This is a genomic window from Pseudomonas bharatica CSV86 (assembly GCF_000319305.2).
Lineage (GTDB): Bacteria > Pseudomonadota > Gammaproteobacteria > Pseudomonadales > Pseudomonadaceae > Aquipseudomonas > Aquipseudomonas bharatica.
The window spans coordinates 1,906,514-1,932,722 of sequence record NZ_AMWJ02000001.1; the positions used below are offsets into that span (position 1 = coordinate 1,906,514).

Genomic DNA, 26,209 nt, shown 5'->3' on the forward strand with positions numbered 1-26,209 from the left:
TCGCGGTGTGCTTGAGGGGGGGCTAGCGGAAAATCACCGTGCGCTCGCCGTTGAGGAACACCCGGTGCTCCAGGTGGTATTTCACCGCCCGCGACAGGGCCACGGTCTCGGTGTCGCGGCCGATGCGCACCAGGTCGTCGGGCAGCCAGGCGTGATCGACGCGCTGCACTTCCTGCTCGATGATCGGTCCTTCGTCGAGGTCCGAGGTGACGTAGTGGGCGGTTGCACCGATCAGCTTCACGCCCCGCGCATAGGCCTGGTGATAGGGCTTGGCGCCCTTGAACCCCGGCAGGAACGAGTGATGGATATTGATCGCCCGTCCCGAAAGCTGGCGGCACAGGTCATCGGAGAGGATCTGCATGTAGCGGGCGAGGACCACCAGTTCGGTGCCGGTTTCTTCCACCAGTTGCAGCAGCGCGGCCTCCTGCTGGGCCTTGGTGTCTTTGGTCACCGGCAGGTAGACGAAGCGGATGCCCTCGCGCTCGGCCATGGCCCGCAGGTCGAGGTGGTTGGAAACGATGGCGGTGATGCGCATGTCCAGCTCGCCTTTCTGATGGCGATAGAGCAGGTCGGTCAGGCAATGGTCGTACTTGCTGACCATCAGCAGCACCGGCATGGGCCGGTTGCCTTCGAACAGTTCCCAGTCCATGGCGAAGGGCACGGCGGTATCGGTGAAGCCTTCACGCAGGGCATCCAGCCCGGGCTTGATCCCGTCGTTGAACCGGAACACCGCGCGCATGAAGAAGCGCCCGGCCAGTTCGTCGTCGAACTGCGCCAGTTCGCTGATATAGCACTGGCGCCCGGCCAGGTAGGTGGTCACCGCCGCCACGATGCCGGAGGTGGCCGGGCAGCTGATCTTGAGGATGTAGTGGGTCATGGTCGTGGTCTCGTCAGCCCTTGGCGGTGCGCTTTTTCTTTTCCGGATCGTCGAACGGCAGGCTGTGGGCGATGGCCTTGGCGACGAGGCTGCCGCGCACTTCAAGGGGCAGGCCCTGGGTGGCGATCTGCGGCTCGACCCGGGCGATAGCCATGGAGCGTTCGGTCAGGCGCGAGTACATGGCGCAGGTGATCACCCCGACCTGGCGGCCGTCGTGCCACAGGGTGTCGCCGTTCTGCGCGGCACTGTGGCCGTCGAGCAGCACGCCGTAGATCCTGAAGCGCTCCTTGCCCTGCAGGCGCAGGTGCTCGCCGGCGCCACGGAAGTCCTGCTTGCCGGGGGACACGGTGAAGTCCAGCCCCAGTTCCCACAGGGTGTCGCCGGCCTTCTGGTCGGCGAAGGGGTACATCTGCGAGTTGTCGTAGGGGTAGAACAGCAGGTAGCTCTCGACCCGCAGCCAGTCCAGGGCCGTGAAGGCACAGGGAATGATGCCGTGGCCGGCGCCTTGCTCGAGGATGCTGTCCCAGATCAGCGGCGCATCGGCAGCCTTGCAGAAGATTTCGTAGCCGCGTTCGCCGGTGTAGCCGGTGCGGGAGATCATCACCGGGCGCTCGAACAGTTTGGTCTGCAGGTGATGGAAGTACGGCAGCTCGCGGATGCCGGGCACGTGCTCGGCGAGGAAGTCCACGGCCTTCGGCCCTTGCAGCGACAGGTCGTGCAGGTCGTCGTCGAACAGCACCGCCACCTGCCGGCCCTGGGCCGAGCGCACCAGCATCTCGTGGCCGCTGCCGGCGCCGTGGACCACCATGAAGGCATTGGGGCCGGTGCGGTAGACGATGCAGTCGTCGGCGAAGGTGCCGTCTTCATTGAGCATGCAGGCGTACACCGACTTGCCCGGATAGAGCCTGGAGATATCCCGGGTGGTGGCGTCCTGCAGCAGGCTTTCGGCGTGGGGGCCGACATAGTGGACCTTCTTCAGCCCGGAAACGTCCATCAGCCCGGCACGGGTACGGATGGCTTCGTGGTGGTCGGCAAGATCGCTGGCGTAGGTCCAGGCGGTGCCCATCCCGTTCCAGTCTTCGAGTTTCGAACCGAGCGCCAGGTGGCGTTCGCGGAGCGCGCTGATGCGCCAGGAGTTGGCCATGGTAAATGTCCTTTTGTCGTGATGAGTCGGGTTCAGGCTTGGGGATCGAACGGTCGTAGCCAGTCCAGCAGTGGCTGGCGGTACCGGCTGATGCCCTTGTAGTCGGCGATCGGCTCCGGCAGGTCGCGCATCACCCGGTACAGGCGTTGCGCCCAGGCCGGGTTGGTGACCAGTTCGTCCAGGCTGATGAGGTAGGTGCGGATGCTGAACATCAGCGCGTTGGAGCGCGGCAGGCGCACCATCAACTGCAGCTCGACCCGCAGGTGCACCAGGGCCCCGGCGTTGTCGGCGGTGACCTTGCCGCGGTCGCTGCCCCACTGGTGATACGTCTCGGGCGAGGTGTCCAGGCGCGGGTTGATGGTCAGGGTCCAGTTCAGGCGGCGCACCGGCTGGCCGACCTGGATGTTCAGCAGGTATTTCAAGGCCCGCTCGAACACGCCGGCGCGATGGGCCATGGGCACCGGCGCGTGCCATTGCTGGAAGCTCATGCCAGCGTCGAAGCGCAGCGACCAGTCGGCCGGGCAGGTGACCATGCCGGCGTCCATGAACAGGTCGTTGTCGCGCTGGTCGAGCAGGGCGAAGTCGCCCTGCATCTGCCGGGTGATGTACTCAAGAGGCTCGCACGGCAGGGTGGCCGGGTCGCCGAAGGTGAAGCGCTGGTCGATGCCCAGGGCCAGGTTCTGCCAGTGCCAGGCATCGCCGTCGCGGGCCAGGCGGAAGTATTGCGGGTAGTCCGTGGCCAGGCTTTGCATCAGCAGGGCCAGGCTGTCCCAGGCGGCCTGGGCCATGTGCGGCATCACCAGGCAGCGCTGCGGGTCCAGTTCGAGCACGCGGGCACGCTCGGCCATCTCCGAGACGTAATGCTCATCGACGTCGAACAGATGCTCGAACACCGAGCCGGGATCGCGGGAGGTGGCCGGCTCCAGGTTCACCGAGTACATGTACTGGTCTTCCGGGAACGGGAAGGGAAAGCGGGCGATGGCTTCGGCGCTGTTGGCGAAGCTGAAGTCGTCCCGGTAGGTTTCCAGTGGCTTGAAGGTCAGGGTCATGGCGAAGGCTCCGGGTCAGATATCCAGCAGGATCGGGCTGCCGCAGCCACGGGATACGCAGGGCATCAGGCTGGTGGCACGCTCGTTGGCGGCGAGGAAGTGGTCGCGGTGCTCGACGTCGCCTTTCAGGTAGGGCGTCTGGCACTGGCCGCACACGCCGCCACGGCACAGGTTGGGGATTTCGACGCCGGCGGCTTCGAGGGCTTCGAGCAGGCTTTGCTCGGCACCGACCTGCAACTGGCGGCCGCTGCGCTGCAGCTCGACGCTGAAGGGCAGGCCCGGTTCGGCCGCGGCAAAGGCTTCGCTGTGAACGCGGCGCGGACTCCAGCCCTGGGCGGCGGCCTGTTCGGCTATCGCCAGCAGCAGGGATTGCGGGCCGCAGCTGTAAACGTGGGCGCCCAGTGGGCGGTCCTTGAGCAGCGCCCGGGCATCCAGGCGACGGATGCCGGCGGGGTACTCGTGCAGGCGCGGGCCGAGCGACTGGCGCAGTTCGCCCAGGTAGGCATCGCTGCTGCCGCTGCGGTAGGCGTAGTGCAGCTCGAAGTCTTCGCCGCGGCGCAGCAGCTCGCGACTGTGGGCCATGAAGGGGGTGATGCCGATCCCGGCGGCCACCAGCAGGTGCTGCCGGGCCTTGCTGTAGAGCGGGAAGAGGTTGGCCGGGGCGCTGATGCGCAAGCGATCGCCACTGCACAGTACCTGGTGCAGGTAGCGCGAGCCGCCCCGGGAGTTGTCCTGATGGCGCACGGCGATGCGGTATTCGCTGTTGTCCGCCGGGTCGCCGAGCAGCGAATAGGCATTGCGCCGTCCATCGGGCAGGTGCACCTGGACGTGGCTTCCGGCGGAAAAGCCGGGCAGGGCGCCGTCGATGGCTTGCAGGCGGTACTCGCGGATCACCGGGGTCAGTTCATGGATGGCGGCGACGCGGACATCGATCATGGGCGGGGCTCTCCATTCGGCAGGTCGGCATACGGCAGGTCGGCATCGGCGCATACACCCAGGTAGGCGCCAAGGCGTTGCGAGAAGTGGCGCCGCACCTCCAGGTGTACGCCGCAGTGGGCGCAGGTCAGGGATTCGGCGGCGCTGGCCGGCTGGCACTGGGCGCAGTGCACGCAGAACACCCGGCGGCTGCCCGGCAGGCGGCTGAGAAGGATTTCATCGCCCTGCAGGCCGGCGGCCTGGGCCAGGGCTTGCAGCGGCCAGATGAACGCTTCGTCGCCGCGCAATTCCAGGCGCAGGCCGCAGCGGGCCAGTTCAAGGCGGGCGGCGAGGGCCTGCTGCAAGGCAGCGTTGCTGGCGTAATCGCCCTGCACCAGCTGCTGCGCGGCGGGATACCCGGCGTCGCGGTACTGCGTGACCAGCAGATCCGCCGGCCCGGCCTGGGGCTCGTAGCGGGGGACGCTGAAAGGGTGATCGGTCATGGCTTTTCTCTGCGGCTGTTTCTTCGTGAGGGAAATAATTTCTCCTCAGGAAATTTCTCTCAATCCGCTAGAGGGGGTATGCCAAAAGGAGTAGTGGGCGCGGCAGGGCACGAAAGTTGCTGCCTTGGGAATCAATTCCCCAGGGTTGCAGGAGGAGAGGGATGGATAATGCCTTGCAGTCGCCCGTCGCGCGGGACGACCTCACCGAGCGCGAGAGCCAGACCCTGGCGCTGATCGGCGCGGGCCTGAGCAACAAGCAGATCGCCCGGGAACTGGGAATCAGCGACGGCACGGTGAAGATCTACGTGCGCAATCTGCTGCGCAAGTTCCGCCTCGGCTCGCGCCTGGCCCTGGCCACGAGGGTGCATCGCGGTGCACCGGTGATGCCTGCTGCACCGATTCCGTTCGCTTCCGGCCTGCTGGATGAACTGCCGGGGCTGATCTACCGCGGGCGCAACGACCGCACCTGGTACATGGAGTACGTCAGCGCAGGGTGCCTGCCATTGACCGGCTATCCACCGCAATACCTGACCTCCAGCCCGGAGCACAGCTACGGCTCGCTGATCCTCGACGAGTATGCGGAGTACATCTGGTACTGCGTGCAATGCGCGCTGCTCAAGCACGAGCCCTATCAACTGAGCTACCGGATCCGCAGCGCCGGTGGGCAGATCAAGGACGTGTGGGAGACGGGGTTGGCATCTATTCCGGCGACGGCGAGGTGCTGGGCGTCGAAGGGGCGATCTTCGAGCGGCTGGTGTGAGGTTCGCGTAGGCTGGAAAGCACTTGCCCGCATACGGGGCCTCGGTCATCCTGAGCCGCTTCCAGTCCCCGCCGAGGAACCCCAAGGTTTGCCCGAGTCACTGCCCAACCCGCTGTTGCAATACCTCGCCCGATTGGCCCCTCCAGCCAGTTGACCATGAAATATGTGCTGCAGGACGCCGCCGACCGTCTCGGTTTCGACGAGTGCGATATCCGCGACGTGCCCTGGCATCAGCTCGAACCCGCGCATATCACCGATCTGGTTGCCGCCCTGCGCAGCGATGGCTACGCGCCCAACAGTACCTCGCTCTACGTCAATGCCGTTCGCGGCGTGATGAACGAAGCCTGGCGCCTGGGCCTGATCGACCAGGAGCGGCTGTTGCGCATTCGCGAAGTCAAGGGCGTGCAAGGCACCCGCCTGCCGGTGGGGCGCAACCTCAAGCGCAGCCTGATCCGCGAACTGATGGAGGTCTGTGCCGCCGATCCGCGGCCCCAGGGCCTGCGCGATGCGGCGCTGATCGCCTTGCTGTATGGCACCGGCATGCGCAAATCGGAGTCGGTGAACATCGACCTGGCCCAGGTGGACTTTGCCGAGCGCAGCCTGCAGGTGCTGGGCAAGGGCAACAAGCAGTTGATCAAGTACGCCCCGGCCTGGGCCTTCGAAAAGCTCGATGCCTGGCTGACGTTCCGTCGCCAGCAGTTACCGCCGGGCGTCCAGGACGATGGCTTCCTGTTCAACCGCATTCGCCGCGGCAGCCATATCACCCGCGAGCGCATCACCAAGCACGCAATCTACTACATCGCCCGCCAGCGCGGCCAACAGGTGGGGGTGAAGATCATGCCCCACGATTTCCGCCGGTCGTTCATTACCCGGGTGATCGAGGAGCATGACCTGTCCATCGCGCAGAAACTGGCGCACCACAGCAATATCCAGACCACCGCCAACTACGATATGCGCGATGACAACGAGCGGCGCAGGGCGGTGGACCGGTATGACTATTGAAGCCTGGAAGACGCGGATGCCCTGGGTGAAATAGACATCAGGACCCGGCCTTCTGCAACGGTGCGGAAACGCTCTCCGTAGCCTGTCCGGAACGCCGCATCACATGGATCGCCGCCAGCGCCGCTACCACCAGCCCCGGCGAAGCGGCGAGCAGCACGCCGGCCGTCCCGGCACCGGCTGCAAGGATCTGTCCGGCCGCCAGCGGTCCGCTCACCGAACCCAGGCGCCCGATGGCCACTGCCGCCCCGACACCGGTAGCGCGTACGGCGGTCGGATACAGCGGCGGGGCCAGCGCGTAGAGCACCAGTTGCGCGGCGATCACGAACAGCCCTGCGGCAAACCCGGCAATGGCCATGGCCGTCACGCCCACCGACAACCCCAGCCCGGCCAGCGATACGAGCAGGCCGGCATAGATGCACAGCGTGACCCGCTGCGGGCTGCCACGGTCCAGCAGCATGCCGCCCAGCAGCGAACCCAGCGCGCCGCCGATGTTGAACAGCATCTGCACCAGCCCGGCATCCGGCTTGCTGAAGCCCTGGCCGATCAGCAGCGACGGCAGCCAGTTGAGCAGCATGTACATCACGGTCAGGGTGAAGAAGTAGGCGAGCCACAGCATCAGCGTGGCACTGGCCCTGCCTTCGCCGAACAGCGCGCTGGACGTGGAAGGCCGTTGCAGCACCGCACCGGCCTGCTGGTAGGCGCGGGATTCCGGAAGCATGACCAGCATCAGCGGGACCGCGAGCAGGGGCGCGAGGCCACCGATGATAAAGGTCATCTGCCAGTGATCATGGGAGAACATCGCCACCACCGCTGCCAGCGCACCACCGAGCGGTACCCCGGAATACATGATGCTGATGGCGGTGCTGCGCCGTTGCTCGCCCACCGCTTCGGCGCACAGGGCGATCAGGTTGGGCAGGGCGGCACCCAGGCCCAGGCCGGTCATCAGCCGGGCCAGCAGCAACTGGTTATAGGTGGCGACATAGGCGGTCCACAGGGAGAACACGCCGAACAGGATGACCGCCGCCACCAGGACTTTCTTGCGCCCGATCCGGTCGGCCAGCCAGCCGCCGAAGAACGCTCCCGGCAACAGGCCGATGATGCTGGCACTGAATACCCAGCCGAGCATCTTCGGGTCCAGCTCGAAACTCTGGCGCAACCCGGCAGCTGCGGTGCCGGCCGATTGCAGGTCGAAACCCTCGATCAGCGCGACGATGAAACACAAAGCGATTGTCAGCGTCGGACGACGCAGTGAAGTGTCCATGGCATGGCCTCGTTCTTGTTGTTGTAGTTCTGCTTGCACCGGTCTCGGACACCGGCGTGAAAACAAGATAACAAGAATAACTATTTTTGCAGCTGGTTTTTTCTGATCGACGAGGCTTTTGAAGAGGCTTGCGCTAGACGCCGGCGCGACGGAAAATCCGTCGGTCTCGGCCGAATAGTTAATAAAATGGGTATACGGATTTAATGGTTGATGGGGCACCTTCACCCCATCAATCTGATACCACCCTCAGATGGTTGATAGATCGACTCCGTAGTTGAGTTCCTCTGCGAAGTCCGGCAGTCCGTAACCGATGGTTTTCTTGTAGAAAGGAGAGACCTTCGCAGTCGGTGCCTTCTTCTTGTGCTTCGTGGTGTAGAGCATTCGTGCCCGCATCACCTCGAAGGAGTAACCGCGCCCTTCACGGTTCTTGTCCTTGGCCAGTCGGTTGATGGACTCCGTGTAAGCGTTGGTGACGGGCATGTCCGTCTCGAAGTAGGTCATGGTCTCTTCGCGCCAGTTTCCCACTGCCCTGACCAGATCGCTCCAGACTTCCTTTTGGCCCTTCGGGATGGTGGCTATCCACTCGTCCAGGGCGGCTTCTGCCTGGAGCCGTGTGGTGGCGTCCCAGATGCCGTAGAAGCGCTCCTTGTGCTCGTAGGCGGCCAGCAGTTGCGGGAACGCGCCTGTCCAGGTCTCCATGATGAGGCGCTCCCGGTCTGAGACTTCGTGAGCGCGTTTCAGCAGGATTTTCCGGTCTCCCTTGAGAGTCCGGCTCTGGGACGGTTTCAGCTCCTTTCTGAGGCCCTTGCGCACTCTCTCTAGGGCATCGTTGGCCATGCGCACCACATGGAACTTATCGACCACGATACGGGCCTGGGGCAGCACAGCCTTGACCGCTGCCCGGTAGGGGTTCCACATGTCCATGCTGACGATCTCGACCTTCTGCCGGTCTTTCAGCTTCATCAGGTAGTTGGTCACCACGTCCTGGCGGCGGGTGGCCAGCAGGTCGAGCAGGGTTCGCTCCTCAATGTTGGTCAGAATGCAGCGGTAGCGCTTGTTCAGGTATAGCTCGTCAATGCCCAGGATGCGGGGCGTCTCGAAGCGGTGCCAGCGCCCCAGGAACTCGGCGCGGGCGTTGAAGATGTCGCGCACCGTCTTCTCGTCCAGGCCGGTCTGTGCCGCCACAAAGGTGTAGGGGTGGTTGAAGGATTCCTTCTCCACGTACTCATGCAGCCGCAGTGTCATACGGAATCCGTCCACCATCTCCGGTAGCTGGGGCCTGAATGTTGTCTTGCAGGCCCGGCAGGTGTATCGGCGGCGGACCACCCAGAGAGTGACCCGCTTGCCGTGGATGGGCAGATCACGATAGGGAACGTCACGCTTGCCGAACCGTACGAACTCACCCTGCACGCCGCATTCCTCGCAGGCGATGGGATCGGGCACGTCCACCTGGAAGTGCATTTCGTCGTCGGTTGATTTGCAGCCCAGTACTTGGTATTGCGGCAGGTGAAGGATGTTGTCGGGAAGTTCGGTCATGGTGTTGTATAGGCGTAGGTGTCAGTCAGATCCATCCGACTCGGCATTGGTGTTTGCTTTTTTACCCAACAAGCTGCTGGAAACGAAAAGTAAGGCACCGAGGACAATTGCAATATCAGCCAGGTTGAAGGCCGGCCAATGCCAGTCTCGCCAATAGAAATCAAAGGAATCCACAACATAGCCGCGAAAGACCCGGTCAATCAGGTTGCCCATGGCGCCACCGAGGATAAGACTGTAAGCGATGGCTTCTCCTTTATGACGATTTTCAAGGATCAGCTTGATCAGAAAAATCGAGACCACTACCGCGATTCCGATAAAAAAGTAGCGCTGCCAGCCTCCACCATTCGCAAAAAGACTGAATGCGGCACCGGTGTTCCATAGGTGCACCCAGTTAAAGAACGGGGTCACCGAAACATACTCGCCATAGGCCATTGATTGCTGCACCAGCCACTTTACAGCCTGATCAGACGCTGCCAGCAGGCCCGATATGGACAATAGGGCATACGGCGAGAGCTTTTTGCCAATAATGAGCATTATTTAACCCTTCAACGCCAAAATGCGTCTGGCACCGTTAAGTACAATGCCCCCCGCGATGGTGCCGATAATCAGATCCGGATAATTGGAACCGGTCCACGCGACCAGGGCGCCGGCGGTGATGACCCCCAGGTTGATCACCACGTCGTTGGCCGAGAATATCCAGCTTGCCTTCATGTGCGCCCCGCCTTCCCGATGTTTGGATATGAGCAGCAGACAACTGGTATTGGCAATCAATGCGACGAATGCGATAGCCATCATCACCAGCGATTCAGGCTCACTACCGAATACAAAGCGTCTCACCACCTCTACGAGCACGCCCACAGCCAAGATCAGTTGCAGTACACCAGCAAGATGCGCGGCACGTACCTGCATTTTCACGCTATGTCCAACCGCATAAAGGGCAAGCCCGTACACCGCCGCATCGGCAAAATTGTCCAGGGATTCTCCAATCAGGCCGGTGGACCGGGCGATCAGACCGGCAGTCATTTCCACCACGAACAGAAGTGCATTGATGCCGAGCAACCAGCGCAGGGTCCCGGATTCTTGCTTAGCAGAAGCTGCCGAAAACTCGGCGGCCTTGATGGTCTCCGGATTTGCAGCGACGGTTTCCTGAAGCGAGGCGCCTAGCCCCAAGGTCTTCAGTTTCGAGGTGACGGGCTCGACCTCGCCGTCATGCACGACCTTCAGCCGGCGGTTCGACAAGTCGAAGGACAGCGCCCGAATCTCCTCAAAGCCGTTCAGGGCTAGGCGAATCATTCGTTCTTCTGATGGACAGTCCATCTTCGGCACGGCATAAACACTGACCCATCTCCCTGGCGCCTCGGAGGAGGCCTGTATATCGGTATCCGCTGCGGACGTTGCATCACCGCCACAGGCGCCACCACAGGATTTGCTCATGATACGACTCCACTTGAACAATGTTGTGGTACCATTTAAAACTATAAAGCTACTATAAGGTCAATAGAGTAAAGAATCCGTTGGGGAGGAGGCTGATGCGCATTGGTCAGTTGGCGCAGTTGGTAGGGGTCGAAACACAGACGATCCGCTTCTATGAACAGCAGGGCTTGTTGCCGCCGCCTGATCGGCAGGACAACGGTTACCGTGTCTATACCGAGAAGCATGGTGAGGGGCTGGCCTTCATCCGTCGCTGCAGAATCCTGGGCCTGTCACTGGCTGAGATTCACGAACTACAGAGCTATGAGGACGACCCTCATCAGCCTTGTACCGCCGTCAACGCCTTGCTCGATGATCACATCTCTCATGTGCGGTCGCAGATAACCGCTCTGCAAGCGCTTGAGAAACAACTCGTTTCACTGAGAGCGAGTTGCAACGATGACCGGGAAGTTGAGGCGTGTGGGGTTCTTGCTGGAATTAGCGAAGGAAACATGCACCAGCAGTAGGTGAAGCATCAACCAGATAATCCGATGAGATGCCGGTCTGTCTCACTCTCATGCAAAGGTAAGATCAACCATTTAATCCGCTTACCCAATAAAATTAATGTTCGATTATCGGTCATTTACCGTTGACGGAGCCTGGCCGCCTTCCCATTCTCCGCTGCGAGGCGATGCCCGATGGATCGCCCGACTGCCAGAAAACAAAAACAACAAGAGTGGACTCCCCTTATGCAGCACTGCGTTCGTGATACCCGCGCTTTCCTGGCGCTGGCGGTGGCATTGGCCAGCACCCCGAGCCTGGCTGGCGGCTTCTTCGAAGACAGCCACGCCAACCTTGCGCTGAAAAACTACTACCTGGATCGCGACTACAAGGACGGCGGCGCCAAGAGCGCCGCGCGGGAGTGGGCACAGGGTTTCAATCTGTTCGTCGAGTCCGGCTTTACCGAAGGGCCGGTGGGCTTCGGCCTGGATGCCCGGGGCTTGCTGGGGTTGAAGCTGGATTCGGCGCCTGATCGCAGCGGCACCGAACTGCTGCCGGTGTCGAAAAGCGACAAGGTCGCGGCCGATGATTACTCGCGGCTGGCAATGACCGCCAAGATGAAGATCAGCCAGACCACGGTGAAGAGCGGCGACAACCTGATCTTCCTGCCGTTCGCCTTCGCCAGTCCGTCGCGCCTGCTGCCCCAGACATTCCGCGGCACCACCCTGAGTTCGAAGGAAATCGACGGCCTGACCGTCAACGCCGGCTACCTGGACCGTATCAACAAGCGCGACTCCACCAGCTACGAGCGCATGGCGATCGCCTCGCCCAATGGCCGCTTCCGTGGCGCGGAAACCTCGCCGCACATGCTCTATGCCGGTGCCGACTACCAGTTGAACAAGTCCCTCGGGTTTCGCGCCTATCATGCCGAGCTCAAGGACCTCTACCAGCAGGACACCCTGGCCGCACTCTACGAGCAGGGCATCGGCGATGGTACCTTCAGCGCCGACCTGCGCAGCTTCTTCAGCCGCGAGGACGGCCAGGCACGCGCGGGCAGGGTGGACAACGTCAACGCCTCGGCGATGTTCAGCTACCGCCTGGGCGGGCACAGGCTGGGTATCGGCTATATGCACTCCAGCGGCGATTCGGCCACGCCCTATGTGTCGGGTACCGAGTTGATGGGCATGAGCGAGCTGACCATGAGTTCGGACTTCCTCAATGCCAAGGAGCACACCTGGCAGGCGATCTACGACTACGACTTCGTCGCCCTCGGCGTGCCGGGGCTCAAGAGCCGGCTGCGCTACGTGCGCGGAGACAATATCGAACTGGCCTCGCTCAATGCCGACGACCGCAAGGAGCGTGAGTTCCAGATGGAGTTGGGCTACGTCATCCAGAGCGGGCCGATGAAGAACGTCGGGTTCCTGGCGAGGAAGTCGATCTATCGCAATGACTTCCCGACGGGCGCGGCGTTCAGGGACGAAAACCAGACCCGGTTCATCGTGACCTACACCTTGCCGATCTGGTAACCCGCATCTCACGGATGACACATGACCCTGTGGGAGCTAGCTAGATCAGACAGCATCATTGCCCTTGCCGGCCCATCGCTGGCAAGCCAGCTCCCACAGGATTTAGAGCCTGGCACAAAACCTTGGCTGACTCGGACCTTGTGGGAGCTGGCTTGCCAGCGATTTGGCCAGATCAGGCAGCATCATTGGTCTTGCCGTCCCTATCGCTGCGGTGCTGCGGTTCGACAAGCCAGCTCCCACAGGGCCATGTGTTGTCCGTCAGTCCTGGTACACCTTCTTCAACAAGCGCAGCAACTCCGCGCGCTCGCTGTCATCCAGCGCCGCTGTGGCATCGCGGTCGCTGTCGCTGGCGATCTGCCTGAGTTCCTTGAGCAGCGCTTCCCCGGTCTTGCTCAGGAAGATCCCGTAGGAACGCTTGTCCGGCTTGCAGCGGATGCGCACCGCCAGCGCCCGCTCTTCCAGCTTGTTCAGCAACGGCACCACCTGCGGCGGCTCGATGGCCAGGGCGCGGGCCAGGTCGGCCTGCATCAGCCCGGGGCTCTGGTCGATGATCGCCAGCGCGGAGAACTGCGCGGGCGCAGGTCGTGCACCGCGAGCCGGGCGATCAGGTTCTGGAATAGCTTCAATTGGGCGCGGCGCAACGCGTAACCGATCAGGTCTTCGAGGGAGGCATCCAGCGCCGGGGCTGGCTCGGGGGCGGTGTCGGTGTTGCGGGCGGACCTTGCCATCGGAAGCAGAACTCCTTGGATCATGAATAAGAAAGTTACCCAGTTTGCCCGCCCGAAGGGGATATGGCTAGCGCGTTCAGCAAAGAAAGCCGTTCAACTGACTCACGCAAAAGGATAATTTTCATAATAGTTAATTGACATAACTAATTTGCTCGATTAGCTTGCTAACCATCACCTCGAACAACAAGAGTGCATCACATGAGCAACTACGAAGGCCGCTGGACCACCGTCAAGGTCGAACTGGAATCGGGCATCGCCTGGGTTACCCTGAACCGTCCGGACAAACGCAACGCCATGAGCCCGACCCTCAACCGCGAGATGGTCGATGTCCTGGAAACCCTGGAGCAGGACCCACAGGCCGGCGTGCTGGTACTGACCGGCGCGGGCGAGTCCTGGACCGCCGGCATGGACCTCAAGGAATACTTCCGCGAAGTGGACGCCGGCCCCGAGATCCTCCAGGAAAAGATCCGCCGCGAAGCCTCGCAATGGCAATGGAAGCTGCTGCGCATGTACGCCAAGCCGACCATCGCCATGGTCAACGGCTGGTGCTTCGGCGGCGGTTTCAGCCCGCTGGTGGCCTGCGACCTGGCAATCTGCGCCGACGAAGCCACCTTCGGCCTTTCGGAAATCAACTGGGGCATCCCGCCGGGCAACCTGGTGAGCAAGGCCATGGCCGACACCGTGGGCCATCGCCAGTCGCTGTACTACATCATGACCGGCAAGACCTTCGGTGGGCCGAAAGCCGCCGAGATGGGCCTGGTCAACGAAAGCGTGCCATTGGCGCAACTGCGCCAGACCACTCGCGAGCTGGCGCTGAACCTGCTGGAAAAGAACCCGGTGGTCCTGCGCGCCGCCAAGAACGGCTTCAAGCGTTGCCGCGAGCTGACCTGGGAGCAGAACGAAGACTACCTGTATGCCAAGCTCGACCAGTCGCGCCTGCTGGACACCGAAGGCGGTCGCGAGCAGGGCATGAAGCAATTCCTCGACGACAAGAGCATCAAGCCGGGCCTGCAGGCGTATAAACGCTGAATGCCCACGGCGACGTCCAGCGACGTCGCCATCGCGTGCTTCCGATAAAGTCAACCAACGAGGAACGAGCATGTTGCAGGTGCCTTTGCTGATTGGCGGCGAGTCGCGTCCCGCCAGTGACGGACGAACCTTCGAACGGCGCAACCCGGTGACCGGCGCAGTGGTGTCGCGGGTAGCCGCCGCCACCCTGGACGACGCCGACGCGGCGGTGGCCGCGGCCAGTGCCGCTTTCCCGGCCTGGTCGCGCCTGGCCCCCAACGAACGCCGCAGCCGCCTGCTGGCCGCCGCCGATGCCTTGCAGGCGCGTACTTCGGAGTTCATCGCCGCCGCCGGCGAGACCGGCGCCATGGCCAACTGGTACGGATTCAACGTCAAGCTGGCCGCCGGCATGCTGCGTGAAGCAGCCTCCATGACCACCCAGATCACCGGCGAAATCATCCCCTCCGACGTGCCAGGCAGCCTGGCCATGGCCGTACGTGCGCCCTGCGGCGTGGTCCTGGGTATTGCGCCATGGAACGCCCCGGTGATCCTCGCCACCCGCGCCATCGCCATGCCTTTGGCCTGCGGCAATACCGTGGTGCTCAAGGCCTCCGAACTTAGCCCGGCGGTGCATCGGTTGATTGGCCAGGTGCTGCAGGACGCCGGCCTGGGCGATGGTGTGGTCAACGTGATCAGCAACGATCCGGCCGACGCGCCGAAGATCGTCGAGCGCTTGATCGCCAACCCGGCGGTGCGCCGGGTCAATTTCACCGGCTCGACCCATGTCGGGCGCATCGTTGGCGAACTGGCGGCGCGGCACTTGAAGCCGGCGCTGCTGGAACTGGGTGGCAAGGCGCCGTTCCTGGTGCTGGACGATGCCGACCTCGACGCCGCCGTCGAAGCGGCGGCCTTCGGTGCCTACTTCAACCAGGGCCAGATCTGCATGTCCACCGAACGCCTGGTGGTGGACGAGAAGATCGCCGACACCTTCGTCGACAAGCTCGCCGCCAAGATCGCCACCCTGCGCGCCGGCGATCCGCAGGACCCGGCCTCCGTGCTCGGTTCGCTGGTCGACAGCGGCGCCGGCGAGCGCATCAAGGCGCTGATCGACGATGCCGTGGAAAAGGGTGCACGCCTGGTCTGCGGCGGCCAGCTGGACGGCAGCATCCTGCAGCCGACCCTGCTGGACCGGGTGGACGCCAGCATGCGCCTGTATCGCGAGGAGTCCTTCGGCCCGGTGGCGGTGGTTCTGCGCGGCACGGACGACGACGCGCTGCTGGCCCTGGCCAACGACTCCGAGTTCGGCTTGTCCTCGGCCATCTTCAGCCGCGACACCAGCCGCGCCCTGGCCCTGGCCCAGCGGGTCGAGTCGGGCATCTGCCATATCAACGGACCGACCGTGCACGACGAGGCGCAGATGCCGTTCGGCGGGGTCAAGTCCAGTGGCTACGGCAGTTTCGGCAGCCGCACTGCGATCGACCAGTTCACCCAGTTGCGCTGGATCACCCTGCAGCACGGTGTCCGTCACTACCCCATCTGATCCGCCCGGCAGTACCCGCCGCCTGGCGCATCCGGGTGGCGGCACGACAGACAACAAGAACAAGGAGCAACCTGCGTGAATTCCGAAGCCAGTCCACGGCCGACCGACCGTGCCCAACCTCCGCGCTATCGGCAGGTGTCCATCGGTCATCCCGAAGTAGAAGTCAGCGAGGTCGGGGGCATCCTGCGCATGCGTGCGCTGGAGCCTTTGGCGCCGCTGCCTGCGCGCCTGCTCGAACGCCTGGAATACTGGGCCGAACTACGCCCCGGGCAAACCTTTATCGCCGCCCGGGAAAACGGCGGTGCCTGGCGCGAGATCAGCTACGCCGCGATGCTCCGGCAGGTGCGGACCATCGCCGCTCACCTGCTCGACCTGGGCCTGAGCGCCGAGCGTCCGCTGGCGCTGTTGTCCGGCAATGATATCGAGCATCTGCAGATCGCCCTTGGCGCCATGTACGCGGGCATTCCCTATTGCCCGGTGTCGCCGGCCTACGCCTTGCTGTCCCAGGACTTCGCCAAGCTGCGGCATGTCTGCGAGGTGCTCACCCCGGGCGTGGTCTTCGTCAGCGATAGCCAGCCGTTCCAGCGCGCCATCGATGCGGTGATGGATCCCTCGGTGGCGGTGATCAGCGTGCGCGGCGTCGTCGAGGGGCGTCAGACGATCGATTTCGCTTCGCTGCTGGAGCCCACCGACCTGGACAGGGCCGATGCTGCCTTTGCCGCCACCGGCCCCGACACCATCGCCAAATTCCTCTTCACCTCCGGCTCGACCAAGCTGCCCAAGGCGGTGATTACCACTCAGCGCATGCTCTGTGCCAACCAGCAGATGCTGCTGCAGACCTTCCCGGTGTTCGCCGAGGAGCCGCCGGTGCTGGTGGACTGGCTGCCGTGGAACCACACCTTTGGCGGCAGCCATAACCTTGGCATCGTCCTGTACAACGGCGGCAGCTTCTACCTCGATGCCGGCAAGCCGACGCCCCAGGGCTTCGCCGAGACCCTGCGCAACCTGCGCGAGATTTCGCCCACGGCCTACCTCACCGTGCCCAAGGGCTGGGAAGAGCTGGTCAAGGCGCTGGAGCAGGACGCCGGGCTGCGCGAGGTGTTCTTTGCCCGCATCAAGCTGTTCTTCTTCGCTGCGGCGGGGCTGTCGCAGAGTATCTGGGACCGGCTCGACCGCATCGCCGAGCAACACTGCGGCGAACGCATCCGCATGATGGCCGGGCTGGGCATGACCGAGGCGGCGCCGTCCTGCACCTTCACCACCGGGCCGCTGTCCATGGCCGGCTATATCGGCCTGCCGGCGCCGGGGTGCGAGGTCAAGCTGGTGCCGGTGGGCGACAAGCTCGAAGGCCGTTTCCGCGGCCCCCACATCATGCCCGGCTACTGGCGCGCGGCGCAGCAGACCGCCGAAGTGTTCGACGACGAAGGTTTCTATTGCTCGGGCGACGCGATCAAGCTTGCCGACCCGCAGCAGAGCCAGCTCGGCCTGATGTTCGATGGCCGCATCGCCGAGGATTTCAAGCTTTCGTCCGGGGTCTTCGTCAGCGTCGGGCCGCTGCGCAATCGCGCGGTGCTGGAGGGCTCGCCCTATGTGCAGGACATCGTGGTGGCGGCGCCGGATCGGGAATGCCTGGGCATCCTGGTCTTCCCGCGCTTGCCCGAATGCCGGCAACTGGCGGGGCTGGACGGGCAGGCCAGTGACGCCGAAGTACTGGCCAGTGCCCCGGTGCGCGCCTGGTTCGCCGACTGGCTCGAGCGCCTGAACCGCGACGCCCAGGGCAATGCCAGCCGCCTGGAATGGCTGGCCCTGCAGGACGAAGCACCTTCGATCGACCAAGGCGAGATCATCGACAAGGGTTCGATCAACCAGCGCGCCGTGCTGCAACGGCGCGCTGCCCAGGTCGAGGCGCTGTATCGCGGCGAGGCACCGGGCATAGTGCGCGCCGGAGAAAAACCATGAGCCTGTGCAGCCGCTTCGACGATGTGGCGATCGTCGAGATGGCGCGTACGCCGTGGGTCGACCTCGGTGGTGCGCTGGCCGGCGTGTCGCCCATCGACCTGGGCATCCATGCAGGCAGGGCGGCGCTGGAACGGGCGGCGGTCGCCCCGGGCAGCGTCGACAGCGTGCTGGCCGGCAGCATGGCCCAGGCCAGTTTCGATGCGTACATGCTGCCCCGGCATATCGGCCTGTACAGCGGCGTGCCGCAGGCGGTGCCGGCGCTGGCGGTACAGCGGATCTGCGGCACGGGGCTGGAATTGCTGCGCCAGGCCGGCGAGCAGTTGCGTGACGGCGTGCAGCGGGTGCTGTGCGTAGGCGCGGAGTCGATGTCGCGCAACCCGATTGCGGCGTACGAGCACCGCGGCGGCTTCCGCCTGGGGGCGCCGGTCGGGTTCAGGGATTTTCTCTGGGAGGCACTGTACGACCCGGCGGCGGGCGTCGACATGATCGGTACCGCCGAGAACCTGGCCCGGGAATACGGGCTGGACCGGGGAGCGGTGGATGCCTGGGCCTTGCGCAGCCATCAGCGGGCCCTGTCCGCCCAGGCGGCCGGGTGGTTCGACGCGGAAATCGCCGCCGTACGCAGTACAGTCTTCGAGGCTGACGACTGCCTGCCACGGGAGATCGAACTGCCCCGGGGCGTCAGCGAAGTCGTTCGTGACAGCCATCCCCGTACTACCGATGCCACCGCGCTGGCCCGCCTGCGGGCCATCCACGGGGGCGGCGTACAGACCGCCGGCAACAGTTGCGCGGTGGTCGATGGTGCAGCGGCGGCGCTGGTCTGTCGTTACTCGGCGTGCGAGCGGCCACCCTTGGCCCGGCTGTTGATGGCCACGGCCGTCGGCGTGCCGCCCCGGACCATGGGCATCGGCCCGGCCCCGGCGATCCGCCTGCTGCTGGAGCGCAGCGGCTTGCGCCTGGAGCAGATCGACCGCTTCGAGATCAACGAGGCGCAGGCGGCACAGGTGCTGGCGGTGGCCCGTGCGCTGGAGCTGGACCCCGAGCGCCTGAACGTCCATGGCGGTTCCATCGCCCTCGGCCATCCGTTGGCGGCCACAGGCCTGCGCCTGGTGCAGACCCTCGCTCGCCAGTTGCGCGAAGGCAACCTGCGCTATGGCATCGCCGCGGCCTGCATTGGCGGCGGCCAGGGCATGGCGCTGTTGATCGAAAACCCCCAATTCGCTGCTTGAACGAGGTAACCCATGGCCTACCGGGCGCCCTTGGGCGATATGCAATTCGTGCTGCAACACTGGCTGCGCGCCGACCGCGACTGGCGGGAAATGCCGGCGTTCGCCGAGGTCGATCTCGACCTTGCCGGGCAGGTGCTGGAAGAGGCGGCGCGCTTCGCCAGCCAGATCCTGGCTCCGCTGAATACCCCGGGTGATCGCCAGGGCTGCCGGCTGGTGAATGGCGAAGTCATCACCCCGGAGGGTTTCCCGGCGGCCTACCGCGCCTATGTCGAAGGCGGCTGGCCGGCGCTGGCCTGTGCGGTGGAGCAGGGCGGCCAGGGCCTGCCCCAGGTACTGGATGCGGCGCTGCTGGAAATGCTCTACGCCAGCAACCATGCCTGGGCCATGTATACCGGGATCGCCCATGGCGCCTATCTGTGCCTGAAGACCCACGCTTCGCCCGAATTGCAGGCGCGTTATCTGCCCGGCATCGTCAGCGGCGAGACCTTGCCGACCATGTGCCTGACCGAGCCCCAGGCCGGCAGCGATGTCGGTCTGCTGCGCTGTCGCGCCGAGCCGCTGGACGACGGCAGCTATGCGGTCAGTGGCAACAAGCTGTTCATCTCCGGTGGCGAGCATGACCTGAGCCACGACATCCTTCATCTGGTCCTCGCCCGCTTGCCGGAAGCACCTGCCGGCAGCAGGGGCGTGTCGCTGCTGCTGGTGCCGAAATGGCTGGACGGCGGCGAGCGCAACGGCGTGCATTGCGATGGCCTGGAACACAAGCTCGGCATTCGCGGCAGCGCCACCTGCGCCCTGCGTTTCGAAGGCGCTCGCGGCTGGCTGGTGGGCCGGCCCCACGGCGGGCTGGCGGCGATGTTCGTGATGATGAACTCGGCGCGCCTGCATGTTGGCTTGCAGGGGCTGGGACATGCCGAAGCGGCCTGGCAAGTGGCCCGGGACTACGCCCTGGAGCGACGACAGATGCGCGCCCCCAGGCATCCCGAGGGCGTCGCGCCGGCACTGGCCGACCCGATCCACCTGCACCCGGCCATGCGCCGGATTCTTCTGGAACTGCGGGTGCGTACCGAAGGCATGCGCGCCATCGGCTACTGGGCCGCGCATTGGCTGGATATCGCCGCCGAAGCGGCTGACCCGGCGCAGCGTGACAAGGCCGAGACCCTCGGAGCGTTGCTCACGCCTATCGTCAAGGCCAGCTTCACCAGCCAGGGATTCGAGCTGGCGAGCAAGGCGTTGCAGGTGTTCGGCGGGTACGGCTACACGGCGGAGTTCCCCATCGAACAGACCCTGCGCGACAGCCGCATAGCCATGATCTACGAAGGCAGCAACGAGATTCAGGCCAACGACCTGCTGCTGCGCAAGGTGCTCGGCGATGGGGGCGAGGGCTTCGGCCTGCTGCTCGCCGAGCTGCGCGCGGAAGCGCAGGCGAGCGGCTCGGTGTACGCCGATGCGCTGGGCGAGGTGTGCGACGGGCTGGAAGGATTGCTGCCGGAGCTGCAGGCGTTCAGTGCCGGGGATAGCGAATATCCGTACCGGGCCGCGGGGACTTCCTGCAACTGTGTTCGATCAGCCTGCTGGCCTTTGCCTGGGCCAGAAGCGCCCGCTGTGCCGAGGGGCTGGCGCAGCCGCTGCGGCGGGAGAAGCTGGAGAGTGCCGGGTTCTGCTTCGATTATCTGTTGCCGGAGTTCGATCGGCAGATGGCGGCTGTGCGGGCGGCGCGGGCGCCATTGCCCTTCATTGGCTGATTTGGCCTCATCGCTGCGGTGCGGCGGTCCGACAAGCCAGCTCCCACAGTATTCGCGGCGCTGCTGAACCTGTGGGAGCTGGCTTGCCAGCGATGAGGCCCGAGAGATTTCACAAAAATTTCACTTTATTTCGAACTTTCCTACAGACCATGCCCTCGAAGCCCTGCATTCGTTAATACGTTTACCGTCATGGAGGCTTCACCAATGCGTACCCGTAACCTGCTCGCCCCGACCTGCATCCTGGCCCTGCTGGGGGCTCCCCTGGCTGCCGTCGCCGCGCCGAGCACCGACCCGCTGTTTACCCTCGGTCTGACGGGCAGCTACGACAAGTTCAAGTTCGAAGGCGGCAGCGAATCCGACGACAGCCATATGGGCCAGGGCGGAGTATTCGCCACCTTCGGCAACAAACTCACCGCCGAATCCGGTTTCATCTACCAGATCGGTGCCGAGGCCAAGTACGGCAAGAAGAACGACAACAAGCTCAAGGAAGCCCAGGCCGACCTCGACCTCGGCTGGCGTGCCGCGCTGGATGCGCGCAACTTCGTCGATGTCAGCGTGGGCGGCGGCTACGGCTGGTCGCGCTTCGAGCCGGACATCAACGACATCGACACCAAGCTCACCGTCAAATCGCCGTTCGCCAAGGCTGCACTGGGCTACAACCACCAGTTCGATGCCTCGACCCTGCGCGTCGAAGTCGGTGCCCGCCACACCATCGATGGCCGTGCGCGCCTGAAGGTCGAGGATTTCGGCAGCGACAGCGTCGACCTGAAGGACCGCACCAACCCCTACGCCGAAGTCAGCCTGCTGATGAACCAGCAGGGCGGCATGCCGATCCAGGTCGGTGCCTACTACACCCGTACCGAATACAAGCTGGACGAGGATTCGGCAGTGGCCGACAACACCAAGCTCAAGCGTGACGAGTTTGGCGTGAAGGTGGGTCTGGCGTTCTGATGCAGTAGCAAATCCCTGTGGGAGCTGGCTTGTCGGATCGCCGCACCGCAGCGATGAGGCCAGACCGGACAACTGTGTTGCCAGTGGGGCCCTATCGCTGGCAAGCCAGCTCCCACAGGGTCCGAGGTGTTTGTTCGAGAAGCAGCAATCCACTGCTGAGTCACTGTTCCTGACAAAGCAGTCAAATCCCCATCCCCGCCACAGCCCTTGATTCACAAGCCCCCCAGCCTCTGGCACGGGCATTGCCATGGTGCAGCCAGTCCGTAATCAGAGAGCTGCCCATGACCCTCCCTTTGCGCCGCCAGCCCCTGGCGCTGTTGATCGCCACGACCTTGCTACCCATCCACGCCGCCCTGGCTGATGACACCGACAAGCCCGATGCCCTGCCCACCGTGACCGTCACCGCGCAGAAGCGCGAAGAATCGTTGCAGGACGTCGCCGCTGCGGTTTCCGCGGTGTCCGGCAAGAGCATCGAACAGACCGGTGGCGGCTTTACCGCCGGCAAGGCCCTGCAGGATGTGCCCAACGCCATCGCTCCCGAGTTCGCCGGCAACCAGCGGCCACGCTGGTACATCCGCGGCATGGGCTCCGGCGATATGGCCTCGACCACCGTTTACCCGGTGGGCATCTATGTCGATGACACCTATATCAGCCCGCATATCGCCACCGGCGGTCCGCTCTACGACCTGGAACGGGTGGAAATCCTGCGCGGGCCCCAGGGCACCCTGTGGGGCAAGAACACCACGGGCGGGGCGATCAACTTCGTCTCGCGCAAGCCGCAGTTCGAAGAGGGCAACGGCTACTTCAAGCTCGATGCCGGGAATTATGATTCGCGCCTGTACGAGGGGGCCTATGGCGGCACGCTCGTCGATGATCGCCTGGCCGCCCGGGTGGCCTTCGTCGACCAAAGCAAGGACGGCCAGTTGAAGAACATCGTCGATGGCCACACCGTCGGCGACGTGCATGACCAGGCGGTGCGCGCGCAGATCCTCGCCCGCCTGAGCGACGACCTCGATGCCACTCTGCAGATCCGTTCCCGCGACTACAAGGGCCAGGGTATCGCCACCCGTGCCTGGGGCGCTGGCCCTGGCGGCACCACGCTGTTCGGCCCGGCGCCTGCGCTCAAGGACGATGAAGCCGCCTTCACCGGCAAGGGCGAGGACCGCATCGAGCACAACGGCGTGCAGCTCAACCTGCACTGGGACCTTGGCGAGCTGGCCCTGGATTCGATCACCGCCTTCGACGACATCCAGGAAAAGGCCCAAGGTCCGAACATGGGCATCTACGAGTTCGGCCGCTCCTGGGGTGACGATCACTGGCGCCAGGTGTCCCAGGAACTGCGTCTGTCCTCGGCCAGGAACCAGCCTGTGAGCTGGATCGTCGGCACCCACCTGTTCCACGAAAGCCTCGACAGCACCAGCAGCAGCGCGATCCTGCCCACCGCCTACAATGCGCCTTTCGGTGTTGCCAGCTATGGCCGCACCGACCTCGACCAAAGCACCACCAGCTACGCGCTGTTCGGCAGCAGCACCTGGCAGGCCAGCGATGATCTGAGTTTCACCCTGGGCTTGCGCTGGACCCGCGAGACCAAGGACATCGACCTAAATCGGGTCGCTTCGCCGGATGCTGCGGACGTGTCCTTCGCCAGCAGCAACCGGTGGTGGAAGACCTACACCGGTACCCTGGCCACGGTCGCCACCCAGGACGAGAAACGCACCTGGAACAAGCTGACCTACGACTTCACCCCCGAGTACCAGCTCAATGACAACGCCCGGGTGTACTTCCGTTATGCCAAGGGCTTCCGCTCCGGCGGCTTCAATGGCGGCGCTACGGTGCAGGCGGAGACGTCGGTGGTGGCGCCGGAGAACGTCGATGCCTACGAACTGGGGATCAAGAGCGAATGGTTCGACGAGCGCCTGATCGCCAACGCCAACGTCTTCTATTACGATTATGCCGATATCCAGGTGAACACCGTCTCGGTGAGCAACGGGCAGGTGGTGTCGCTGCTGACCAACAGCGGTGCGGGGGTGATTCGCGGGGCCGAATTCGAACTGCAGGCACTGCCGTTGCAGAACCTGCAACTGCGCGGCTCGCTGGGCCTGCTGCATACCGAACTGAAGGACTTCTCCTCGCCGGGCGGTCCGGACTACTCGGGCAACCGCATTGCCCGCTCGCCGGAGCGGACCCTGTCGGTGGGGGCGAGCTACCGGATCCCGCTGGAAGGCGGTGATGCCGTGACCCTGGACAACAGCTGGCGCTACCAGAGCCGCATCTACTTCCTGCCGACCGCCCAGGAGGACCATAGCGTGTCGCAGGGCGGGTACACGCTGGGCAATGCCAGCCTGACCTATCACTTCGCCGGAAAGCAGGACCTGGACCTGAGCGCTTATGTGAACAACCTCACCGACAAGCGCTACAAGACCGACAGCGTGCCGCTGCCGTTCGATATCGCCTGGGATGCGCGAGGGGATCGCAGGACTTATGGGGTGTCGGTGACTACCCACTTCTGATGGTGTCTGTACTGGCCTCATCGCTGGCAAGCCAGCTCCCACAGTGTCCGCGGCGCACGCAGAACCTGTGGGAGCTGGCTTGCCAGCGATAGGGCCCTCAGCACCCACATCATCCAAACCACCGGGCCAACCCGCTCGGCGTCAACCCGGTCCACCTCTTGAACGACCTGCGGAAATTGGTCGTATCACTGAACCGCAGGTAGTTGCACACCTCTTCGTTGGTGTACCCCTTCATCTGGTACAGGTACAACGCCACGTGCCTTCGAACCAGGTCGAGTTGCTGCTGGAAGTGGGTGCCATGCTTGCTCAGCTTGCGCTTGAAGGTGGTGGGACTGATGCCGAAGGCGGCCGCTACGCGGTCGAGATTGATCGGCTCGTGGATATGCGCGTGCAGGTGATCGAACAACAGGTCGAGGAAGCTCGAACCACCGCCCAGCGCGGCCAGCTGCTCGAGGCACGCCTGTCGCGCCACCAGCCCCGGCGTGGCCGCCGCATTGGGCAGCGGTCGGTGGATATGCTGCCGTGGCAAGGAGAGCAGGGTGATCTGCGCATCGAAGCGCACCTCCTCACCGAGATACACCCAGTACTGCTCGATATGCCGCGGCTGGCTCCAGGCGCACTGGATACGCCACGGCAGATGCTCGCCCACCAGCCGCCGGCTCATCGCCAATACCGCGCTGAGACAGGCCTCGCCTAGAAACTGCGCCTGGTTGCCAGCGCCACACGCGTCCTGCCAGTAGAGGTGCAGGTAATGCTCTTCGAGCATCAACCGTGGTGTCAGCAACGGGCTGAGCAGCGCATGGAATTCGCACAGGTGTTCCAGCGCCTGGTACAGGTCTCGGGCATGCAGCAGGGTCTGGCTGGCCTCGCCGTAGTGCCCGGGCAGCAGGCGCTGGCCGAACAGGAAGGCGCTGTCATCAGCATCCAGCAGGCGCCGGGCGTTGTCGATCAGGGTCAGGAACTGCTGCTGGCTGAAACGCGTGGTGCCTCGGCTGAGGTCCTCGTAGAACACCTCGCAGCCGCGCAGCAGACGATGGCTGTCGATGCCCCTGGACAGTGCCAGGTCGATCAGGGTGGCAGGCTGGTAGTGACCGACGATAAATCGCTGGTCGCGCTCGTAGCCGCTCATGCCGCGCCCCGCTGCGGTGCTTGCCGCCTGGCCTTGGCGATGCCGAGATTGACCCGCCTGAGCAGGCTTTCCACATCGTCGTCGTATGCCATGGCCGCAGCCACGCTGGCGCGCAGTTGCAGGCGCTCGCCGTGGCGCAAGGTCTTGTAGGCGAAGCCGGCGACCGCCTGTTGCAGCTCCTGCGCCAGCCAGCGGGCCTGGGTTTCGCCGGTGTTGGGCATGACCACGACGAAGCGGTCGCCGGCCAGGCGGCAGAGCACGTCCTGCTGGCGCAGGTTGAGCACCAGCAACTGGGCCAGCATCTGCAACAGGTGATCGCCCTCGGCCTCGCCATGCACCAGGTTCACCGCGCTGAAATCATCGATGTCCAGCACCACCAGCGACAATGGCTGCTGCGCGCGTTCGGCCTGCTCCAGGGCCAGTTGCACGTGCTGGCGCAGGTACTGGGCGCCGCCCAGCGGGGTAAGCTTGTCGAACAGCAGGTGCTCGCGGAACAACCCCTCGCGCTTGCTCATCTGCGCGTTGATCGCCTGCTGCTCCTTGTGCAGGTGATAGATGCCGAAGGTCACCAGGAGCAGACCCACCGGCATCGGCGCGGTTTCCAGCCAGTTGTCCCAGACCGCGTCCGGGGCCAGGCGGATAAACTCGTCGAGCACATCCATCCACCAGGAAAAACACACGCAGGCCATGCCCACCGCGAGCAGGCGGCTGACCCGGCCAGCGGGGCGGCTGCGCATCAGCATTACCAGCCAGACCAGCCATATCAGCCCCGAGCCGCCTTCGCCGATCACGTCCATCCAGTTGATCTGCGCCCACGGCTTGACTTCGCCGAAGGCAAGGTACACCTGCAAGCCCAGGTTGGCGGCGACGGCCAGGCCGACAAAGGTCAGGGTGTGCAGCTTGAGCAGTGATTTCATCGAAGGTCT

General features: G+C 64.3%; 19 protein-coding genes and 4 pseudogenes. 11 read left to right on the forward strand and 12 right to left on the reverse strand.

Annotation, left to right across the window (positions count from 1 at the left end; all coding sequences use genetic code 11):
- Positions 1-22: 22 nt before the first annotated feature.
- The 5 genes from purU to CSV86_RS08360 are packed head-to-tail and all read right to left on the reverse strand — an operon-like array spanning position 23 to position 4,488.
- Entirely contained in the window at positions 23-877 is an 855-nt protein-coding gene (purU, locus tag CSV86_RS08340; protein WP_009397865.1) for a formyltetrahydrofolate deformylase, read from the reverse strand.
- 13 nt (positions 878-890) lie between these two features.
- The gene (locus CSV86_RS08345; RefSeq protein WP_009397864.1) at positions 891-2,021 is read right to left on the reverse strand and encodes an aminomethyl transferase family protein; all 1,131 of its coding nucleotides are present in this window, start codon (positions 2,019-2,021) and stop codon (positions 891-893) included.
- A 32-nt stretch (positions 2,022-2,053) separates the two neighbouring features.
- Positions 2,054-3,070: a heme-dependent oxidative N-demethylase family protein gene (locus tag CSV86_RS08350; protein WP_009397863.1), complete on the reverse strand. Its 1,017-nt coding sequence runs from the start codon at positions 3,068-3,070 to the stop codon at positions 2,054-2,056.
- A gap of 15 nt (positions 3,071-3,085) precedes the next feature.
- Entirely contained in the window at positions 3,086-4,006 is a 921-nt protein-coding gene (locus tag CSV86_RS08355; protein WP_009397862.1) for a PDR/VanB family oxidoreductase, read from the reverse strand.
- Positions 4,003-4,488 carry a dimethylamine monooxygenase subunit DmmA family protein gene (locus tag CSV86_RS08360; RefSeq protein ID WP_009397861.1) on the reverse strand — a complete coding sequence of 162 codons (486 nt, stop codon included), beginning with the start codon at positions 4,486-4,488 and terminating at the stop codon, positions 4,003-4,005. The genes CSV86_RS08355 and CSV86_RS08360 overlap by 4 nt, the downstream gene beginning before the upstream one ends.
- A gap of 161 nt (positions 4,489-4,649) precedes the next feature.
- On the opposite strand from CSV86_RS08360, the pseudogene CSV86_RS08365 reads away from it, so the two are divergent.
- Positions 4,650-5,248 (forward strand): annotated as a pseudogene (locus CSV86_RS08365) (LuxR C-terminal-related transcriptional regulator).
- Positions 5,249-5,336: 88 nt separating this feature from the next.
- A pseudogene (locus CSV86_RS08370) lies at positions 5,337-6,250 on the forward strand (site-specific integrase).
- Positions 6,251-6,287: 37 nt separating this feature from the next.
- Here the strand turns inward: CSV86_RS08370 and mhpT are convergent.
- From mhpT to CSV86_RS08390, 4 genes are all read right to left on the reverse strand, one after another.
- Positions 6,288-7,511: a 3-(3-hydroxy-phenyl)propionate transporter MhpT gene (gene mhpT, locus CSV86_RS08375; RefSeq protein ID WP_009397855.1), complete on the reverse strand. Its 1,224-nt coding sequence runs from the start codon at positions 7,509-7,511 to the stop codon at positions 6,288-6,290.
- 246 nt (positions 7,512-7,757) lie between these two features.
- Complete coding sequence (locus CSV86_RS08380) at positions 7,758-9,047, reverse strand: ISL3-like element ISPpu12 family transposase (RefSeq protein WP_004574636.1); 1,290 nt, start codon at positions 9,045-9,047, stop codon at positions 7,758-7,760.
- A gap of 21 nt (positions 9,048-9,068) precedes the next feature.
- A complete protein-coding gene (lspA, locus tag CSV86_RS08385) occupies positions 9,069-9,581 on the reverse strand; it encodes a signal peptidase II (RefSeq protein ID WP_003821921.1) in 513 nt (170 codons plus the stop codon).
- 3 nt (positions 9,582-9,584) lie between these two features.
- Positions 9,585-10,481 carry a cation efflux transmembrane domain-containing protein gene (locus CSV86_RS08390; protein ID WP_004364974.1) on the reverse strand — a complete coding sequence of 299 codons (897 nt, stop codon included), beginning with the start codon at positions 10,479-10,481 and terminating at the stop codon, positions 9,585-9,587.
- A 95-nt stretch (positions 10,482-10,576) separates the two neighbouring features.
- On the opposite strand from CSV86_RS08390, the gene cadR reads away from it, so the two are divergent.
- Positions 10,577-10,984 (forward strand): Cd(II)/Pb(II)-responsive transcriptional regulator, encoded by a 408-nt coding sequence (gene cadR, locus CSV86_RS08395; RefSeq protein ID WP_009403731.1) that lies wholly within the window; start codon positions 10,577-10,579, stop codon positions 10,982-10,984.
- 222 nt (positions 10,985-11,206) lie between these two features.
- Positions 11,207-12,484, forward strand: a complete 1,278-nt coding sequence (locus tag CSV86_RS08400) for an OprD family porin (RefSeq protein ID WP_009397853.1) — start codon at positions 11,207-11,209, stop codon at positions 12,482-12,484.
- Between the two features lie 258 nt (positions 12,485-12,742).
- Here the strand turns inward: CSV86_RS08400 and CSV86_RS08405 are convergent.
- Positions 12,743-13,212: pseudogene (locus CSV86_RS08405) on the reverse strand (MarR family winged helix-turn-helix transcriptional regulator).
- Positions 13,213-13,410: 198 nt separating this feature from the next.
- On the opposite strand from CSV86_RS08405, the gene CSV86_RS08410 reads away from it, so the two are divergent.
- From CSV86_RS08410 to CSV86_RS08440, 7 genes and pseudogenes are all read left to right on the forward strand, one after another.
- Positions 13,411-14,241, forward strand: coding sequence for a p-hydroxycinnamoyl CoA hydratase/lyase (locus CSV86_RS08410; RefSeq protein ID WP_009400868.1), 831 nt, complete (start codon positions 13,411-13,413; stop codon positions 14,239-14,241).
- 70 nt (positions 14,242-14,311) lie between these two features.
- The gene (locus tag CSV86_RS08415; RefSeq protein WP_009400873.1) at positions 14,312-15,760 is read left to right on the forward strand and encodes an aldehyde dehydrogenase; all 1,449 of its coding nucleotides are present in this window, start codon (positions 14,312-14,314) and stop codon (positions 15,758-15,760) included.
- A gap of 75 nt (positions 15,761-15,835) precedes the next feature.
- A complete protein-coding gene (locus CSV86_RS08420) occupies positions 15,836-17,719 on the forward strand; it encodes a feruloyl-CoA synthase (protein WP_009400876.1) in 1,884 nt (627 codons plus the stop codon).
- Positions 17,716-18,948: a thiolase family protein gene (locus CSV86_RS08425; RefSeq protein ID WP_009400884.1), complete on the forward strand. Its 1,233-nt coding sequence runs from the start codon at positions 17,716-17,718 to the stop codon at positions 18,946-18,948. Before CSV86_RS08420 ends, CSV86_RS08425 begins: the two co-directional genes overlap by 4 nt.
- Before the next feature lie 12 nt (positions 18,949-18,960).
- Positions 18,961-20,693 (forward strand): annotated as a pseudogene (locus CSV86_RS08430) (acyl-CoA dehydrogenase family protein).
- 204 nt (positions 20,694-20,897) lie between these two features.
- Positions 20,898-21,644: an outer membrane beta-barrel protein gene (locus CSV86_RS08435; protein ID WP_009400890.1), complete on the forward strand. Its 747-nt coding sequence runs from the start codon at positions 20,898-20,900 to the stop codon at positions 21,642-21,644.
- Between the two features lie 281 nt (positions 21,645-21,925).
- The gene (locus tag CSV86_RS08440; protein ID WP_009400892.1) at positions 21,926-24,154 is read left to right on the forward strand and encodes a TonB-dependent receptor; all 2,229 of its coding nucleotides are present in this window, start codon (positions 21,926-21,928) and stop codon (positions 24,152-24,154) included.
- A 109-nt stretch (positions 24,155-24,263) separates the two neighbouring features.
- On the opposite strand, the gene CSV86_RS08445 is transcribed toward CSV86_RS08440, so the two are convergent.
- Both CSV86_RS08445 and CSV86_RS08450 read right to left on the reverse strand, forming a co-directional pair.
- Positions 24,264-25,283: an AraC family transcriptional regulator gene (locus CSV86_RS08445; RefSeq protein ID WP_009400893.1), complete on the reverse strand. Its 1,020-nt coding sequence runs from the start codon at positions 25,281-25,283 to the stop codon at positions 24,264-24,266.
- The gene (locus CSV86_RS08450) at positions 25,280-26,200 is read right to left on the reverse strand and encodes a GGDEF domain-containing protein (protein ID WP_009400894.1); all 921 of its coding nucleotides are present in this window, start codon (positions 26,198-26,200) and stop codon (positions 25,280-25,282) included. Before CSV86_RS08450 ends, CSV86_RS08445 begins: the two co-directional genes overlap by 4 nt.
- Positions 26,201-26,209 lie beyond the last annotated feature (9 nt).